The organism is Paenibacillus sp. FSL R5-0341 (assembly GCF_037975235.1).
Lineage (GTDB): Bacteria > Bacillota > Bacilli > Paenibacillales > Paenibacillaceae > Paenibacillus > Paenibacillus amylolyticus_A.
This window is the reverse complement of the sequence record NZ_CP150241.1, coordinates 1,775,866-1,792,231: the sequence shown is the minus strand read 5'-3', so window position 1 is coordinate 1,792,231 and position 16,366 is coordinate 1,775,866. Positions and strand designations below refer to the sequence as shown.

Here is a 16,366-nt window from a genome sequence, read left to right as displayed (position 1 = left end):
CAAGGCTGATGCCAGCAATGCCGATTTGGTGGTTCAGGAAAAAGGGGCTCCGTGCAACATTGCCGACACGAGCCCCCTGCCTGAATCGTTTGCTGGTGATAAGTGTTATTATTGTTTGCCGAGTTTATCAATGGCCGCTTGTGCCTGTGCTTTATATTTCTCGGCTGTTGCCGTCACGGAAGCATTGTTTTTGATGATATCGTTCACAAAGTCTCCGAAAGGGTATCCTGTGTAGGCATCATCCAGCAAGATGCGGCCTGTTCCAGCGATGTGCTCGCGAATGATCGCAATATCCTTCTCGTCGGTATAACGACTTTCCAGATAATCCTGACCTGGATACTCTTCAATCTGCGGAATATCGAAGGTCTCTTCATAGATTTGGTAGACGATCTGTGGATCCTCCACACCTTTTGGAATGAACTTCGCCGATGCCGCGTTGTTTGCATAGGTTACCTCTTTACTACCCTGTGGCCCGTTCGGAATCGGCACAACACCGACTGCAAAGGTGAGATCGCCCAACTGCCATTCGGCGGCGGTGAACAACGCTACGTCTCCATCCTTGAACGTATTGCTTTCCTCCCAGTTGGTTTTGTCGCCAGTTTTGACCTTCACGACATTTTCCACGTTATATAGACGTTTGACGAATTCGGCAGCTTCAATCGTTTTCGGATCAGACAATCCTTCTTTACTATTTGCATCATCTACGATCGTGCCACCATTGGCTGCAGTAAAATGGCGAACGACATCAAGGGCCCAGCCTGAGAATCCGTATACGTCGATTTTGCCATCGTTATTGGTATCTTTGGTTGCCTGTTTGGCGAGTTCCATGAATTTGTCCCAATCCCATTCGCCTTGGTTATACAGTTCTTGCGGATCAGGCAATGACAGTTTTTTGAACAAGTCACGGTTATAGTGAAGTCCCAGACCAATGCTGGTTGGAGATTCGAAGGCGTATTCATTTCCTGCAATGGCAGGAAATTTTGCAATCAGGTTAGCCTCTTGGTTGATGTTGTTCTCAGGTGTAGTGAATTCGGAGATGGGCAACAGTTGCCCTTTGAGGATAGCGGGTAGTGCGGATTTGTATTCCATCTGAACGATGTCGGCGAACGGTTCGCCAGCCAGTGCAGACGTTGTGAATTTGTTCATGTACTCTTCAAAAGGTACGTTGATGAATTCCAGTTTTACGTTGTATTTCTTCTCGACCTCTGCAATTTTATCGAGTCTGGCCTTATCGGAGGCCGTCTCTCCTGCCGGTTTCAGATCCCACCAGGCCGCAACCTTGATGACACGTCCACCCAGATCAGGAACATCCACTACAGCTTCTTCCGCTGCGCCTTCTTTCTCTGTCTCAGCGACTTCGGTGCTGTTGCCTGAGTTCGTCGTTCCCTCTGCATCGGTCCCCGTCTGCGCTGTTCCCCCACCGCTGCAAGCGGATACAAAAAGCAATACAGCCAATAACATCAGAGGTAGAACATTCCATCTTCTCATCATGATTTTAACAACCTCCCCGAATGTGTATACCAATCATGGTTCACCCTACATCCTTAACCCCGCTCATCAACCAATCGAAAATAAACGACCACCACCATTTGTTATTTTCTTGTTTGTTTTTGACAAACAAAATTTAACACAGCAAAATGTAAGCGTCAACATTTTTGTTGTTAACATTTTCTATTTATTCTGATAAAATGCTGATTAAGCTCAAATTTTCCTGTATTACAGCTTATTCATGAGTACATCCACTAAGTACACGCTTATTGAAATCAGGATCACTTTCGATATTTTGTTATTTTTAAAAAATAACAAAATAATAATTACCAAGACAAAATTCGTCATACTATCTAAAAATGTGCTTACCTTCATGTTCAATGTCTATCTTAAAATGCTGTGCATCACTAACATTTTGAATTCTCTGTCCGTTATTAGATTAAGAGAAATGCATCATGCTATACTAGAATCGTTGGATATCGCTCCAAATAAGGAATACGGCAGAACTACGAGTGTAAGGATGGTATGATGAAGACGAAGGTAACAATTCAGGAAATTGCACATTTTACAGGTTTGTCGAAATTCGCGGTATCACGGGCTTTGTCTGGAAAATCAGGCGTTAGCGATCAGACGAGGGATGTCATTCTCAAGGCCGCTGGCAAACTTGGATATTTCAAAGATAACAGCATGTTGTCTGGTGAACTGTATAACAGCAATGAATCTCAGGACCCGAAGAATACCCGTTCAAGCGGTACGATCTTAATTTTATTTCCCAATGTTCGTTATCAAAATCAAGAATCCGTATACTGGGGACCCGTATTTAACGGGATCTCGTCCAAGCTAAATCAGAAAGGCATTAATATTCTGACGCTAACGGAACCATCAGCAGACCAGTTATTCACCTTGTTAAATCCGGATGCCATTCGGGGAATCATCACCGTCGGCTCCATCTCGACGCCAATTCTGCTTGAAATCAAGCGTCTTGGTATTCCGGTCGTGATGGTGGATCATCTGGACCCTGTTTTCCACAGCGACAGCATATTCACCGATAACTTTGCATCCATGCGTGAGATCATGCTCTATTTGCTCCGCAAGGGCTTCAAAACCTTCCAGTTCGTCGGCAATATCAGTGATGCTCATAGCTTCTATGAACGCTGGATTGCTTACACTTCTGTACTCATGGGTCACGGGATGGAAGTTAACCAGATTCCTGAGCTGAGTAATCAGGCCTTGGACGAGTTCCGCCAGACGTTCACTTCGGTGATCAATGAGGATAATCTGCCTGAAGTTTTTGTATGTGCCAATGATTTCTATGGGTTATACACCATTGAAGCCCTTGAGAGTATGGGTATTCGTGTACCCGATCAGTGTGTTGTCACGGGATTTGATAATCTATACGACAATATCCCATTACTTGCCACAGTTAACGTGAACAAGGAGTTGCTCGGTGCGCGTGCAGTGGATCAGATGTTATGGCGCATTGCGAATCCAGAGAGCAACGTCGAGAAAAAATTAATTCTTGCTGACGTCATTATTCGTGAACAGTTTGGCAGGCATAGTGGATAAAAGCATATATGGAATAAAGCTTATGTCCACACAGAACAGCACGCCAAACACCCCTTTAACCGTATTCGTGCGGCTATAGGGGTATTTGCACTGTTGTATGTTGTGTAATTTATTGTCTATTACAATAGGCCGTCACATCATCCCGTTCTACGTATCTGTACGCACATCATCCCACGCCTGATCCAGATAACAGATCAGCCAGTTCAATGCACGATGACGCTCATAAGCCACTCCGCCGTTCAGACCAGCGGGAGGTGTTCTGTCATTTACACGACTATCCACACACACCCAGTTGTAACGGTAGATCAGATCTGCTTCATCCAAAATCTCGCTCTTGCTACGCAGGGATGCATCCGAGAGAAAGTCGGTAAAGCTATCCTTCTGCTGCAAATAACCGACATCCTTCCCTACATTACACAACTCCGTTGGTGCATACAGTTCCTTCACATAACCAAGCGCCCACAACATCACGTGGTAGGCTTCATATCCCCAGGAGAAGGAGATGATCTCCTGCTGCTCCGCTCCGTGCTGATCGATAAATGCCTTCTCTACGGGGGAAAAGAAAGATGTCGCCTCATACTTGTCGATCACTTCCTGAACCAACGCTGCGGTATCTTCCGCACTTTCACCAGCTCCCAGACACTCCCCCTTAAGCGCAGCAAGACACAAAGCAACCGCACGTCGTGCGACTTCCGCTTCACCTCGAATCGTCGTGTACTCGTCTCCGGCTCTGGCGGGCAAGTTCGCATTATACGGAACTCCTTGTTCAGTTAACAGTTGCTCTGACCGCGCTTTACGTTGAATTGCAGACTCCGATTGGGGTCTGGAATCGTTAAGGAAACTGGTGTGCGCTGTCACCGTGTAATCCTCCACTTCGGATTCACCATTCACATCCAGCAATAGCTGGCCTTGTGCATTGAGCAGAGATCCCCCTCCCCAGAAAATGACGGCATCCAGCGCATCAGCCAACCGCAATAACTCGCCAAAGAATTCTTCCGAGATATCCTCTTCCGTCTCAATACCAACCACCATGTTCAGTGTGGAACATTTGATCAGTACCTTTTCCTGGAGCGCAGCATTGCGCCCCTCAATCTGACTCAAAAATCCAAGCATCCCCTGAATCATTGTCGTAAATTCCTCAGGATGTGTCTGGCTCGTCATGATATTGAAGCCCTTTGTTTTCTTACTGAACCATTTCTTCTGAGTCACTTGAATATGGGTCTTGTCTTCCCGGCGCTCAATGGAATCCTCTGGATAAATGGATTGAACCACTTCAAACAGCTGATCCAGGTCAAACTGAGAGCTATATATCGCACAATTTCTCATGAAGTTTCACCCTCTTTTCTGACTAATCCTTATACGGATCGAATTCATTGCCTCCGGCCATGGCAACGCCTACCGGGCGCAGTACATGGTTAATTTTCAGCGTATTCGCATGAGCGTTCAGTACATCCTGCAGTTTCTTGTACACAAACGGACTTTCGTCTGTGCCCGCTCCCCGCAGCTCGACACCATAGGCACGAATCGCCTCATGCATCTGTGCTTCGCTAATCTCGCCGCCCATGCGTGTGCGCAGTTTGTAATTCATTTTGCCAGCCGCCTGGGTTCGGCTCATCGTACGCCCTGCTCCGTGCACAGTGCTGCGGTAGGATTCGGTATTCTCCTCGCTATGGATCCCCTCCACAATTACCGAGATATCACCCATACTTCCTCCGACAAAACCGAGTTGTCCGGGTGCCAGCGGCGTTGCACCTTTGCGGACCACCACTACCTCTTCACCCATGTGTTGTTCTTTCCAGGCAAAATTATGATGGTTATGTACGGCATATTCGGCACTTGCCCCGAGAATTCCGAGCACCTGTTCAATGACATAGTCACGTCCTGCATAAGCATATCGGCCCGCCAAAGTCATTGCGTCCCAATACATATCACCCATTTCACTGTTCAGGTCAAACAATGTAGGCGGCTGATCCATCGATTCACCGGGAGCTTTGCCACTGAACTCACGTCCGGCAGCAAGGTTAAGGAATCCACTCGCCACTTTGTGACCGAATCCGCGGCTGCCAAAATGATTCGCGATCCACACCTTTCCCGTTGCTTCTTCTACAAAAATATCCACGAAATGATTGCCACTGCCCACGGTTCCAAGTTGGTTGCGTGCAAGTGTCTTCAGCTTATGCTGTAATCCCGGTTCAATGGTATCAAACAGCTTCCAGCTCACATCGTCGAACAAGTCATGATCCACAGGTGTTGGATTATTGCGCCCCACGCCGAAAGAAATGGTCGAATTGATATCATCCATGATCGTTGCTATTTGATCACGAATATCGTTCCACATCAGATTCGTGCGCACTGCCTTGTTGCCACAGGCGATATCATATCCGACTCCTGACGGACTGATCATATTCCGATAAGCGACAACACCGCCGATGGGCTGTGAGTAACCTTTGTGATGGTCGGCCATCAGAGCCACACCCAGTACATCTCCATATTGCGAGCAAGTCACCGCCTGACTTACGGCGTTCTCCAGCGGCTCCCCCCAGACTTTAATGTTATCTACGATACGCATGATTGTGTTAGCCTCCTATGTATTATTTTGAAAATTCATCTTATATTTCTATACCGTTATTCTCATTAGTTTAACAAAGATCAGCGTTGCTCGAAACGTCGTCTTCCTACAGTTCACCATTATCTGCACATAACAAAAAAGAGAGCTCAGCTCCCTTTCTCACACTGATTCCTATTCACTTTTTGCTAATCTTAAACTTGAACGCCCAAGTCGCTGTGTTACCAGAATATCTTCCTCTGTTCTCGGTGACCACCACGGAAAGTGTCTTGTTGGTTGATTTGGAGAACGAAGATAGTTTGACGTTGGTGCTTTTGCTCCCATAGTCAGGAATCTTGTCCTGTTCTTCGGCGATGGCTTCCAGTTTCAATGTACCTGTGGATTTCAGGTTTAATGTAACCGACGAGCCCTCTTCCAACTCTTTGCCGTTCACACTTGCTCCGATGGCCCATTCATTGCCGACAGAGTTATTCTCCACAAGCTCTGCGCTTACCAGCGTCACGGTTACCTTGACCGTTTTGGCAGCCGCATGGGAAGTGGGGGAACAGACGACGAATACCAGGCTCAGAATCATGAAAACATTAGCCCATTTTTTGAACACGAGAGTGCCTCCCTCTTATTCATCTCTTTTATTAAGACTATGCCTTATTCGCCATGCTCATTAAGTAATCCTTCCACTTGTGTAAGAACTTTTCATCTGATCGTTTAATTAGAAATGCTTCCGGTAACCCTGAACCTTCTCATCCTTGAAGCCTAGTTTCTCATAGAATATATGCGCTTCCTTGCGCTGATCGCCAGACACTAGAATCATGTAATCACAACCGAGATCCCTGGCAATCTGCTCAATCTGGAGCATCAACTTCTGACCAATCCCCTGTCTGCGCACCTGATCCGACACAATCACATTCTCCACAACCATGAACGGTTTACATGGACCCACCAGATCCATACACTCAATGCCCATAACGGACCCGACCAATTTGCCATTGTAAAATGCCCCAAGCACGTGATAATGACCATTCTGCTGTATGTAATGAAACATCTTTTTCATCCGCTGCTCGTTCGAAGGTGTTCCTATCAACTCATCATACAGTTCGCTTAAACCCGGCAGATCCTGTAGTTCAATGGCTTTGATCGTAACCATACTATGTCCCCCTGACGTTCTCTCTTATTTGGTATTCTATATTCTATCTTAATTGAGGTCCTTCTTAAAATAATAATGGCAATGCCCTGTTGGAGCATTCTCGATCGTTGTAATCAATTGATATCCGTGCTTCTTGTAGAATTCCGGTGCTTGGTATGAGAATGTATTTAACATAATAAAATCACAGGATTTCTCGCGCGCAATACGCTCCACCTCAAGCAACAACTGGGAACCGTATCCCCGATGCCGCTGATCGGAGTCCACCCAAAGGATATCAAGTTCCAGCCAGTTCCAGCAAAGTGTACTGAGCACTCCTGCGACAATTTCGCCAGCCTCATTTTTGATATTAAAATTAAATTCTTCATACCGATTTCTTAATTCCTCGCTCACATGGGTCGCATTGTATGCGACTAATTGCTGGCGAACATATGCCGAATCTTCTGAAGTGCTTGGGGTTATATTTCCTTTAAACATCTCCTATTCACTCCTTTATCTCAGCAGTTTATAATTTACGATAATGTAATTCATCCCGGATAAGAGGGTAACACCTGCTGCAAGCCATAATAATGCCACGTCCACCCGGATATCAGTCAGTAGCTGAAACGGATAATTGTTGAGCATTATGGCAACGATCGCTCCCACCTGAAGCACCATTTTGATCTTACCATATCGATCGGCTGCAAGAGCAATACCCTGCTCTGTTGCTACCATTCGTAACGCTGTAATGACAATTTCACGCCCAATAATGATTACAGCAATCCATGAACTGATCATATTCTCCTGCACCATCATGATGAGCGCTACCGCAATCAACAGTTTATCCGCCAGCGGATCAAGTAGCTTTCCCAGATTCGTGATCTGATTATATTTTCTAGCCACATATCCATCCAGTTTATCCGTACCTGCTGCTACTGCAAAAATAATTAGAGCAATCATCACACTTTGCTGATTGAGGAAACAGATTATAAACAACGGAATCAACGCGATTCTAGCCAACGTGATTTTATTTGCCAGATTCATTAGATATCTCCACTCCCCTTGTTTCACCTTATATATGAATCAGATTCATGGGCTCTATCAATCATTTCGACTTAATTCCGTAATCATCCTTTTTTTACGAAGTTATATTCATTTTCCAGATACCCTGTTAAACAAAAGTAACTAATTGCATTATACTTATCTGTATAAAGTTGTACAGAATGAACCCAAAGTCGGCGGTACTTGGGAAATCGTAGACCATCGTGAGGGGAAAGATTATAGAGCTATTGGAGAATACTTGGAGATTGATCCACCCAGCCGATTGGTGCTTACATTTGAGATGCCACAATTTAGCGAAACTGTTGATACGATTACCGTTGAAGTCACTTCTCATGGAGAGCGTTCCGAGCTGACGTTCACACAACATATTATCGTTCCTCATGAAGAAGGCTGGACTAGAGACGATATTGAAAAAGCAATCCTTAAATACAACACCGGTTCTGAGCAGGGATAGAAAGCAAGAAAAAGAGCAGTCTATAATCATTACAGCTGCCCTTTACTCAACCTATTTTGCTATATCAGCATACTCCTGATCCCAATTCTACAAAGCTTCCTTAATCACCCGTTTATAGTACCACACAGACAACAGACCAAAAATTGAATATAGCAATGTATAGACTATCATAACAATGACCGTAGGTGTCGCCAGCTCCGTACCAAAGAAGAACCAACCTGACTTCACGGCAAAGTAACTATGACTCAATCCCACCACAAGCGGAATACCGAAGTTAAACAACTGCTTGATCTGAATTCCTCTCAACAGATTGCTTTGCGTGAATCCAAGTTTACGAAGAATGGTATAATTACCCTTCTCCTCTTCGCTTTCATTCATTTGTTTAAAGTACAGGATACATCCCGATGTGATCAAGAACGTCAACCCAAGGAATCCAACAATGAACATAATTAGGCCCATCGTGTTACGTTGGTTATTTCTGAACTCAATCTGGGAGAAACTTGGTGCTTCCAACTGCTGCTCCTTATATACGGCGTATGCATCTTCTGCCTGCCCCTCGTTTTTAATACGTACACCATAGTAGTCAGCCCGCTCGGGTTTCTGAAGCTCGGGATCGAGATCCTGTCGCAGCTGCTGATATACCGTTTCATGCACTACCGCAACCGGTGTACCCCCAGTATAGTACGCGGGAAGGACTCCCTGTTTGGTGGTTCCGATCAGGTGCTGGTCTAGCGTTCGCTTCAATCCATGCAAGACGATTGGACCTTTCTCCTGAATGGTAATCAACTGCTGAATGGCATTTCCATATCCCATGAAAACCACTTCACCTGGCTTCAGAACAATGTTATCCACCATGTTGTCACTCACCACACTACTGAGCAGGTACTGGTCCGCCATGGACTCATCCATCACTTCTTGAGCGTCAATTTCAATATAAATCGGCTCTCTGTGATTCTCTTCATATGGAATCTGTTTGTGATCCAACTCGGCTACAAAGCGATTTTTCATATCCACCTGAGCAAAAGAAAAATCCTCCGGCAAGCTTTCCTTGGCCTGCGCCTCTGCCGAATAATACGAAATGTAACTGAGCGACAGCATGCCAATGGCAAGCGCCGACACGGTTGTAATAATCGTGAGCAGCAATGCATTGGATTTCATGCGGAACATGATTGAAGATAAAGACAACACCTCATGAATGGTAAGGTATCCGTTTTTACTTTTGCGAATCAGATTAAAAATAAAACTTACCGAACCCTTATAGAACAGGTATGTCCCCAGTATGACCGAGAACAGAATCAGGATCATTGTATACATCAACTGCTGCATATCCATTGCCTCACCGCTGAACAACCGTGCAGACATGAAGTATCCATACACAATCAGGGCAATACCCAAGACGCCAATAATCATCTGTCCAAACGACATCTTCTGCACCTGCTGCTCCGAAGTGGCAGACACCCGAAAGAGCGAGAGAATGCTCTGTCTCTTGATAAAGGTGTAGTTCATCAGCATGATGAGCAAATACATAATCGTAAAGACAATCACCGTTTGCATCAGTGCCATCGGAGAGAAATACAATCTCGTAATCGCGTCCACACCGAGAATTTTGAACAATATCATCAATACAAGCTTGGACGCAAGAAACCCAATTAACACACCAATGGCCATGGAGCCAAAATAAAGAATACTGTTCTCCGCACTCAAAATACCAAAAATTCTGCCTTTCGTCAGTCCGATCAATTGAAATAATCCAATTTCTTTGCTACGCCGCTTGATAAAGATCGTATTGGCATAGAGCAAAAAGATGCCGACAATGACGATTAACAGTACCGAAGATGCGCCTATAGCCGCCGCACCTTTCGTTGAAGCAGCCACCTCATCCATGGAAGGATCATACTGTAACGTCACAAAAGAAAAATATAAGGCCACACTGAACACAAGCGCAAATACATAGAGATAATAATTCTTTAGATTTTTCCTGAGATTGCGGAAGATGATATAATTCAAGCTCATTGCTGTACACCACCCAATACGCCTTGGGTTTTGATAATATCGTTGAAGAACGATTGTCGGGACTCGTCTCCTTTATTCAGCTGGGTGTAGATCTGACCGTCTCGAATGAAGATCACTCTGCTGCAATAACTTGCGGCAACCGGATCATGGGTAACCATAATGATGGTCGCCTTTCGTGCGCTGTTCATATCACTTAACTTGCCGAGCAGATCCGAAGCGGACTTGGAATCCAACGCTCCTGTCGGCTCATCCGCAAAAATGATACTTGGATCGTGGACAAATGCTCGTGCTGCCGAAGTCCGCTGCTTCTGCCCCCCTGAAATCTCAGATGGATACTTGTCTTTCAATTCGTAGATTCCCAGTTCACGGGCAATCTGTTCAAACTTCCGGTGTGCCTCCTGCTTTGGAATGCTCGTAATCGAGAGCGGTAATAATACATTTTCCTTCACCGTAAGGGTATCCAGCAGATTGTATTCCTGAAAAATAAAGCCCAGATGATGTTTGCGGAACTCAGCCAGCTGTTTCTCCTTCATTCCAGTGAATTCCTTGCCCTCAATACCAATCGTGCCCTGACTCACCCGATCAATGGAGGAAAGTACATTAAGCAGCGTTGTTTTACCCGAACCCGAAGGCCCCATAATACCAACAAACTCTCCCTTGCTTACCCCGAGGTCGATCCCCTTCAGCACTTCCTGTTTATTCAGTTTATTACCATAGACTTTATGAATTTTTTTGGCTTCCAGTATCCACATATCCCACTCACTCCTCTTAGATCTTCTGCAAAATGCTCATGTCTATATCATAGGCGGGATGTGCAGTGTTATCGTGCGATTCACCGAACAAAACCAAAAAGCATGTGACATTGTTGTCACACGCCTGCAAGATGCACCATGTCGTTTTTTCGCGGAAAAGTAAGTGCGACGGTTGTGCCCTCACCAGGAGAAGATTCTACATGAATGCTCATATGAAGCGTCTGGACCACCTGACGAACCAAATACAAACCCATCCCGGTAGCCGCCCCATCCATTCTGCCTCGGGTAGACGTAAATCCTTTATCAAATATACGTGGCAGATCTTGAACCTCAATCCCCCGCCCGTGATCCTGAATCATGAGTATGATGTGTCCATCCTGTTCCCGACTTTCAATGAGAATATCCGATGAATCACTATACTTCACCGCATTGCTCAACAACTGCCGGAGGATGAAGCCTAACCATTTGCTGTCTGTCAGCACGTGCGATACCATTAAAGACACATCAAAGCCAATGCCTTTGGAAATGCACCACGATTTCAGTGCTCGTATCTCGCTATTCAATACCGGTTCAAGTTCGGTCTCTTCGATGAACAGATCATTATGCATGAACGGAATACGTTTCTGATGAAGCTGCTGATCCAGCAACTGATGAATTCGTAACCATTCATATGTCATTTGGTTCTGTAGCTTATCATCTGGCAAGCGCTCTATCATCAGTTGCAACGCAGTCAGTGGGGTCTTCACCTCATGAATCCAGGACAACATCTCATCCTTCTCCTGTTCCAAAGCGATAAAATGATGTGATGACTCCTTACGATACCGCTGCGTTTGGGAGGTAACAGCCTCGTGTACGATGAGTTCATAGGGACTCTCGGCGATCTCAAGCTCTCCAAGATCATAGGTATGATCCCAAGTGTTCAACTTTTTATAAAAGCGGGTTTCTTTCAGGTATCTCGCCCAGATAAAAACAAGACATACCACTACATTCAATCCTACGATATACATCACAGATTGAAATGGAATGGACGAGTCCAGGTAGGCCACCAATAAGATAATGAGCTGCATGCTTACCAACAGCCATAACCAGCTAGCCTTTTCTCGTATGTACTTTCCGATCATGCTTCTGCCTCTTCCGTTGCCATGTAGCCCTGACCTACTTTGGTTTCAATGTAACCGTCCAGTCCAATGGGTTCAAGTTTCTTCCGTAACCGGTTAACGTTTACCGTGAGCGTATTGTCACTCACGAAATGCTCATGATCCCACAAGCTCCGGATGAGATCCTCACGGGTAACAATTTGATTTTTGTGCTCGACCAGCACTTTAAGGATGAACATCTCATTTTTGGTTAACAGGACGGATTCATCCCCGCAGGTCAACGTATTTTTCACATATTCAATAGCCGCACCGCGCCAGGTTCGGAGTTCTATATGCTCTGTATTATAGTTGTACACCCTCCGCAAAGTCGCTTGGATCTTGGCAATCAATACATCGAAATGAAAAGGCTTCTGGATAAAATCATCTGCACCCAAATGCATGGACATGACCATATCGGCAGGATGATCCCGTGAGGACAAAAAGATAATCGGCACATTGGAGTGCGAACGAATTATCCGGCACCAATGGAACCCGTCATATTGGGGTAACTGAATATCAATAATGACCAGTTGCGGCTGAATTACGCTGTACTCCTGCAATACCTTGCCAAAGTCCTGCACACCATACACGTCATACGACCATTGGGACAAACGTTCCTTGATTTCATTGAATAATGATTCGTCGTCTTCAATGAGCATAATTTTAAACAAGAGACTTCACCACGTTTCTGATCTTCTAAGGTTGAATAAGGTGATCAGACTCCGTTGTTGCAGGATCACCTTTACCGTTACGAATCGTTCTTCCAATCGCTGATTCCAGTGTACAGGGAAGTTGGGCTTATATCAAAAGGTATCCTTACTTCGTAAAGAAAACGATTCGAAATACATATATCACATTAGCTCTCAATGGTGTGTATAACATGGCTTGCATCACTGTTTTCGTCCATCCGCTCGATCAACTGCATCGCTACGTCTCGTGGCGATCTTAATTGTCCTGCTTCATATACTTGATTGAACATACCTGCAAGGGCGAACTCCTCTGCACTTTTGCCTCGTGCAACAGCCTGTAATTCGGTATCGACCATCCCCGGATCAAAAGCAATAATCTCAACAGGGTTCTGTTTTCCTGTTTGTTCCAAGGATACGCATTGGGTGAACATGTTCATGCCTGCCTTGGATGTACAGTACACTGCCATTGAAGGCGCGGGATAACTTCCCGAACCGGATGAGAGATTGACAATTTTACGTCTGGCGGACAGGTGATTTGTTTGTTGAATAAAAGATGAACTTAATATCATTGGCGCTGCGAGGCTGATGTTGAGACTTTGACTTATCTCTGCCGAACTGCACTGATCGATAGGTCTTAGAGGCTCTAGCATCGCTGCGTTATTAATAAGTCCAATGAAATCGGCTTCCTGAGACGGAATTTGGCTCAATACATGTGTAATCAAATCATCAATCCCAGTCAGGTCGGCAAGATCGTACTGAACATGGCGGTAACGCCCCCTCCATCCCTCGCCTGATTCCAACAGATCCGAACCCCCGCGTGAAATACCGTAAACGTAATCCCCCATAGCCAATAATAACTCTGCAAGTTGTAAACCGATCCCTTTGGATGTGCCTGTAATGATAAAGTATCTTCTTCCTGTTCCTGTTCCCATTCCGAAACCACGCCTCCTCTATTTTCATTGCATGTAATTGTCTATTCTTACGAGTTTTTCTTTCTCCACAACGTGGCCCATAGAAAAGGTACACCAAAACACGGTTCATGCTGCTCCATCGCCTTCATCGCACGGAACTCGACACATTCGAAGCCATCTTCCAGCATGTAGCGAAGCTTCTCCTCCGTGAACGCAAGACCACCTCGCATCGACTTCTCTTGATACACCTGCCAATCATTCATAACGGTCTCCGGCCCACCAATATCGCCAAAACCCGGAGCAAAACAAGTCATTCCAAAATATCCTCCTGGACGGAGTGCATTGTGGATCATTTCTATGTAAGGAATGCGCTGATGTGGTAACAGATGATGCAGACAACCCGAGTCGTAGACAAGATCATATTCTTGCTCTGGTGCCAATTCGAACACAGATTGGCATTCAAAATGCACATCCAGTTGCTCTTCTGCCGCCCTTTCTTTAGCCCAGGCAATAGCTGTCTCCGAAAGATCATAAGCATCTACCTGATACCCTTGGCGAGTTAAATACAATGCATTTCTACCCGGGCCACAACCCAGTTCCAGGGCCTTGCCACCACTCAGCACACCTGCGTTCACATGCGCTACCAGATTTTCATCCGGTTTGTTTGGGAAAAAGGGTATTGGTCTGTTCCGATCCTCATAGAAAGGCTCCCAAAACTGCTTGGCAGATCTGAAGTCGGCATCGAGCATATCATACAGATCCTGTACACTTTTAATCGTCTTTTCCACAACCACATTCCTCCTTAAATTCCCGTTCCACTCCTCATTTTCCGCTATCAAATTCTTGTTATTTTCATTAAATTATCCACACTCTATTATAACATTTTTACCCAGTAGTTCTCTATTTTTCTTGTGTTTTATATTCGAAAACATAAGCTTTTTCCCAACAAAAAACGACCGACATGGAATGTCGATCGCTTGCAATAGTGCTGTTTTAAGTTGTAATTTACTTCGCCCGTTCCAGTACAGCAAAGTAATTCCCTTCGTTATCGGCAAAGTTGAAGACACGCCCCGTTGGCATCTCGACAATCTCTCCAACCGTTACATGTTTACCAGACAAGTCGGCATATAATTGATCCAGATTTTCGGTGAAGAACATTAACGAAGGTGTGCCCAGATTTATACCCGCCGACATCCGCTCCACAAACGCCTTGTCATGAAGAATAATGCTCGTCTGCGAATTTGGGGTAGGCGCAATCTCAATCCATCTCATACCCTCGTCAAGGTTTACTTCATCCACAATATGGAACCCCGCAATTTCCGTCCAAAATGCCAATGATTCATCCTGATTGTTGACATACAACATAATCTGTCCGACTTTGCTAAACATGCATGACTCACTCCTCTAATCATCTAATCTCTCAACATCCTGCTTATCATTCCTCAAATTCCAATAGAGTATAACATGCAGGACAGCTTTTTTATCATCTTTCTTTGGTAACTAAGAACACATTACACTTATTGCGCGGCTCTTAACTTCTTCGTAAGATAAAGTACAACATCGTCGTCCATAATCGTTTCTTCACCCGGCTGAATGTAATGATCAAGTTTGTGTACACCGTGACCGTCTGGTATGTACCCGCGATGGGCATATAGAATTTGCGCTTTGCCATAATCGGAAAACACACCTACACCAATGCCTGCTACATCCGTTCGTTCCAGAATAACTTCCTCTGCTCGGTCCATCAACCGTGAACCAATCCCTTGGCGCTGGAACTTCATCAGTACATTGAAATCGTTGATTTCAGGAATCCCCTGCTCCTTGAACGCCGGATAATGTGATACCCATAATACATTAACATAACCGGCAAATTCTCCATTGAACTCCGCAACTAGGGTCACACGTTTCCCATTTTGCTGTTCAGCTAGGTAATGGAAATACTGCTCGGCAGATTTATGCCATCCCTGCGCTTGAAAAGCCTGCGAGATTACAAGTGGATCATTCTCAATTAAGAGCCGTATATGTATATCTGTCATGATGATGCACTCCTTTCATAACAGCTCTATTGCTTATCTATATTCCAAGTTTCTCTCTAAGCGATGTGATGTGGGCAACATGGTGTTTGCCATGCCAAGCATACATGCCCAGATTGTAATCCAGTCTCGTCGTTTCTTGCGATGAGGGATGATAGAATTGTTTGGCATAATCTGCATCTGTCAACGCGTTTAACAGAAACACCCAGCGACGATGGAGCGCATCCAGAATTTGCAGCGAGAATTCGATATCCAATTCCCTTGAATCACTCAATTCAGCCCAGCGCTCTTCATAATAAGGCCGAATCGTTGGTGTATCCTCTGTCAGGGCCAGCTTGAAACGAATCATGCTGTTCATGTGGCTGTCTGCCATGTGGTGAATCACCTGTTTGAGCATCCATCCGCCTTCTCGGTACGGCAGACTTAATTGATCTTCACTCAGACCCTTTACCGCTTCGCGCGCGCGTTCAGGCAGCTCAGCAATGTCCTGAATCCACTGCTCTCTCTGTGCAGGCGTAACCTCGCCCGTGTGTACAAATGGTCCTATCGGAAATCTTTCATCCATCCATTATTCCT

The 16,366-nt window shown here is 45.2% G+C and carries 18 protein-coding genes; 2 read left to right on the top strand and 16 right to left on the bottom strand.

The window, feature by feature from the left end:
• Window positions 1–108 precede the first annotated feature (108 nt).
• Window positions 109–1,488 carry an extracellular solute-binding protein gene (locus MKX75_RS08195; protein ID WP_339170402.1) on the bottom strand — a complete coding sequence of 460 codons (1,380 nt, stop codon included), beginning with the start codon at window positions 1,486–1,488 and terminating at the stop codon, window positions 109–111.
• A gap of 525 nt (window positions 1,489–2,013) precedes the next feature.
• On the opposite strand from MKX75_RS08195, the gene MKX75_RS08190 reads away from it, so the two are divergent.
• The gene (locus tag MKX75_RS08190) at window positions 2,014–3,054 is read left to right on the top strand and encodes a LacI family DNA-binding transcriptional regulator (protein WP_339169266.1); all 1,041 of its coding nucleotides are present in this window, start codon (window positions 2,014–2,016) and stop codon (window positions 3,052–3,054) included.
• Window positions 3,055–3,201: 147 nt separating this feature from the next.
• Here the strand turns inward: MKX75_RS08190 and MKX75_RS08185 are convergent, their stop codons facing one another.
• From MKX75_RS08185 to pgsA, 6 genes are all read right to left on the bottom strand, one after another.
• Window positions 3,202–4,380 (bottom strand): DUF4272 domain-containing protein, encoded by a 1,179-nt coding sequence (locus tag MKX75_RS08185; protein ID WP_339169265.1) that lies wholly within the window; start codon window positions 4,378–4,380, stop codon window positions 3,202–3,204.
• A 22-nt stretch (window positions 4,381–4,402) separates the two neighbouring features.
• On the bottom strand, window positions 4,403–5,623 hold the full coding sequence (locus MKX75_RS08180; protein ID WP_339169264.1) for an RtcB family protein: 1,221 nt from the start codon (window positions 5,621–5,623) through the stop codon (window positions 4,403–4,405).
• Window positions 5,624–5,798: 175 nt separating this feature from the next.
• Window positions 5,799–6,221, bottom strand: coding sequence for a hypothetical protein (locus tag MKX75_RS08175; RefSeq protein WP_339169263.1), 423 nt, complete (start codon window positions 6,219–6,221; stop codon window positions 5,799–5,801).
• Window positions 6,222–6,329: 108 nt separating this feature from the next.
• Window positions 6,330–6,764 (bottom strand): GNAT family N-acetyltransferase, encoded by a 435-nt coding sequence (locus MKX75_RS08170; protein ID WP_339169261.1) that lies wholly within the window; start codon window positions 6,762–6,764, stop codon window positions 6,330–6,332.
• 48 nt (window positions 6,765–6,812) lie between these two features.
• On the bottom strand, window positions 6,813–7,238 hold the full coding sequence (locus MKX75_RS08165; RefSeq protein ID WP_339169259.1) for a GNAT family N-acetyltransferase: 426 nt from the start codon (window positions 7,236–7,238) through the stop codon (window positions 6,813–6,815).
• 15 nt (window positions 7,239–7,253) lie between these two features.
• A complete protein-coding gene (gene pgsA, locus MKX75_RS08160; protein WP_339169257.1) occupies window positions 7,254–7,784 on the bottom strand; it encodes a CDP-diacylglycerol--glycerol-3-phosphate 3-phosphatidyltransferase in 531 nt (176 codons plus the stop codon).
• A 145-nt stretch (window positions 7,785–7,929) separates the two neighbouring features.
• Here pgsA and MKX75_RS08155 point away from each other — a divergent pair, with 145 nt between their 5' ends.
• The gene (locus tag MKX75_RS08155) at window positions 7,930–8,256 is read left to right on the top strand and encodes an SRPBCC family protein (RefSeq protein ID WP_339169255.1); all 327 of its coding nucleotides are present in this window, start codon (window positions 7,930–7,932) and stop codon (window positions 8,254–8,256) included.
• Window positions 8,257–8,343: 87 nt separating this feature from the next.
• Here MKX75_RS08155 and MKX75_RS08150 read toward each other — a convergent pair whose 3' ends face one another.
• From MKX75_RS08150 to MKX75_RS08110, 9 genes are all read right to left on the bottom strand, one after another.
• The gene (locus tag MKX75_RS08150; RefSeq protein WP_339169254.1) at window positions 8,344–10,269 is read right to left on the bottom strand and encodes an ABC transporter permease; all 1,926 of its coding nucleotides are present in this window, start codon (window positions 10,267–10,269) and stop codon (window positions 8,344–8,346) included.
• Complete coding sequence (locus MKX75_RS08145; RefSeq protein WP_339169252.1) at window positions 10,266–11,021, bottom strand: ABC transporter ATP-binding protein; 756 nt, start codon at window positions 11,019–11,021, stop codon at window positions 10,266–10,268. The genes MKX75_RS08150 and MKX75_RS08145 overlap by 4 nt, the downstream gene beginning before the upstream one ends.
• 116 nt (window positions 11,022–11,137) lie before the next feature.
• Window positions 11,138–12,142: a sensor histidine kinase gene (locus tag MKX75_RS08140; protein ID WP_339169250.1), complete on the bottom strand. Its 1,005-nt coding sequence runs from the start codon at window positions 12,140–12,142 to the stop codon at window positions 11,138–11,140.
• The gene (locus MKX75_RS08135; protein ID WP_076330204.1) at window positions 12,139–12,828 is read right to left on the bottom strand and encodes a response regulator transcription factor; all 690 of its coding nucleotides are present in this window, start codon (window positions 12,826–12,828) and stop codon (window positions 12,139–12,141) included. The genes MKX75_RS08140 and MKX75_RS08135 overlap by 4 nt, the downstream gene beginning before the upstream one ends.
• Before the next feature lie 185 nt (window positions 12,829–13,013).
• Window positions 13,014–13,778 carry an SDR family NAD(P)-dependent oxidoreductase gene (locus MKX75_RS08130; RefSeq protein ID WP_076330203.1) on the bottom strand — a complete coding sequence of 255 codons (765 nt, stop codon included), beginning with the start codon at window positions 13,776–13,778 and terminating at the stop codon, window positions 13,014–13,016.
• A gap of 47 nt (window positions 13,779–13,825) precedes the next feature.
• Window positions 13,826–14,506 (bottom strand): class I SAM-dependent methyltransferase, encoded by a 681-nt coding sequence (locus tag MKX75_RS08125; RefSeq protein WP_339170401.1) that lies wholly within the window; start codon window positions 14,504–14,506, stop codon window positions 13,826–13,828.
• Window positions 14,507–14,762: 256 nt separating this feature from the next.
• The gene (locus MKX75_RS08120; RefSeq protein ID WP_062833361.1) at window positions 14,763–15,146 is read right to left on the bottom strand and encodes a VOC family protein; all 384 of its coding nucleotides are present in this window, start codon (window positions 15,144–15,146) and stop codon (window positions 14,763–14,765) included.
• A gap of 128 nt (window positions 15,147–15,274) precedes the next feature.
• On the bottom strand, window positions 15,275–15,793 hold the full coding sequence (locus MKX75_RS08115; protein WP_339169248.1) for a GNAT family N-acetyltransferase: 519 nt from the start codon (window positions 15,791–15,793) through the stop codon (window positions 15,275–15,277).
• A 37-nt stretch (window positions 15,794–15,830) separates the two neighbouring features.
• A complete protein-coding gene (locus MKX75_RS08110) occupies window positions 15,831–16,355 on the bottom strand; it encodes a YfiT family bacillithiol transferase (RefSeq protein ID WP_339169246.1) in 525 nt (174 codons plus the stop codon).
• Between the last annotated feature and the right edge of the window lie 11 nt (window positions 16,356–16,366).

Coding starts and splice junctions, on each gene's coding strand:
- MKX75_RS08125 (WP_339170401.1), bottom strand. CDS start 14,506: ATGCTCGATGCCGACTTCAGATCTGCCAAGCAGTTTTGGGAGCCTTTC.
- MKX75_RS08145 (WP_339169252.1), bottom strand. CDS start 11,021: ATGTGGATACTGGAAGCCAAAAAAATTCATAAAGTCTATGGTAATAAA.
- MKX75_RS08170 (WP_339169261.1), bottom strand. CDS start 6,764: ATGGTTACGATCAAAGCCATTGAACTACAGGATCTGCCGGGTTTAAGC.
- MKX75_RS08110 (WP_339169246.1), bottom strand. CDS start 16,355: ATGGATGAAAGATTTCCGATAGGACCATTTGTACACACGGGCGAGGTT.
- MKX75_RS08130 (WP_076330203.1), bottom strand. CDS start 13,778: ATGGGAACAGGAACAGGAAGAAGATACTTTATCATTACAGGCACATCC.
- MKX75_RS08195 (WP_339170402.1), bottom strand. CDS start 1,488: ATGAGAAGATGGAATGTTCTACCTCTGATGTTATTGGCTGTATTGCTT.
- MKX75_RS08180 (WP_339169264.1), bottom strand. CDS start 5,623: ATGCGTATCGTAGATAACATTAAAGTCTGGGGGGAGCCGCTGGAGAAC.
- MKX75_RS08185 (WP_339169265.1), bottom strand. CDS start 4,380: ATGAGAAATTGTGCGATATATAGCTCTCAGTTTGACCTGGATCAGCTG.
- MKX75_RS08165 (WP_339169259.1), bottom strand. CDS start 7,238: ATGTTTAAAGGAAATATAACCCCAAGCACTTCAGAAGATTCGGCATAT.
- MKX75_RS08190 (WP_339169266.1), top strand. CDS start 2,014: ATGATGAAGACGAAGGTAACAATTCAGGAAATTGCACATTTTACAGGT.
- MKX75_RS08120 (WP_062833361.1), bottom strand. CDS start 15,146: ATGTTTAGCAAAGTCGGACAGATTATGTTGTATGTCAACAATCAGGAT.
- MKX75_RS08115 (WP_339169248.1), bottom strand. CDS start 15,793: ATGACAGATATACATATACGGCTCTTAATTGAGAATGATCCACTTGTA.
- MKX75_RS08140 (WP_339169250.1), bottom strand. CDS start 12,142: ATGATCGGAAAGTACATACGAGAAAAGGCTAGCTGGTTATGGCTGTTG.
- MKX75_RS08150 (WP_339169254.1), bottom strand. CDS start 10,269: ATGAGCTTGAATTATATCATCTTCCGCAATCTCAGGAAAAATCTAAAG.
- pgsA (WP_339169257.1), bottom strand. CDS start 7,784: ATGAATCTGGCAAATAAAATCACGTTGGCTAGAATCGCGTTGATTCCG.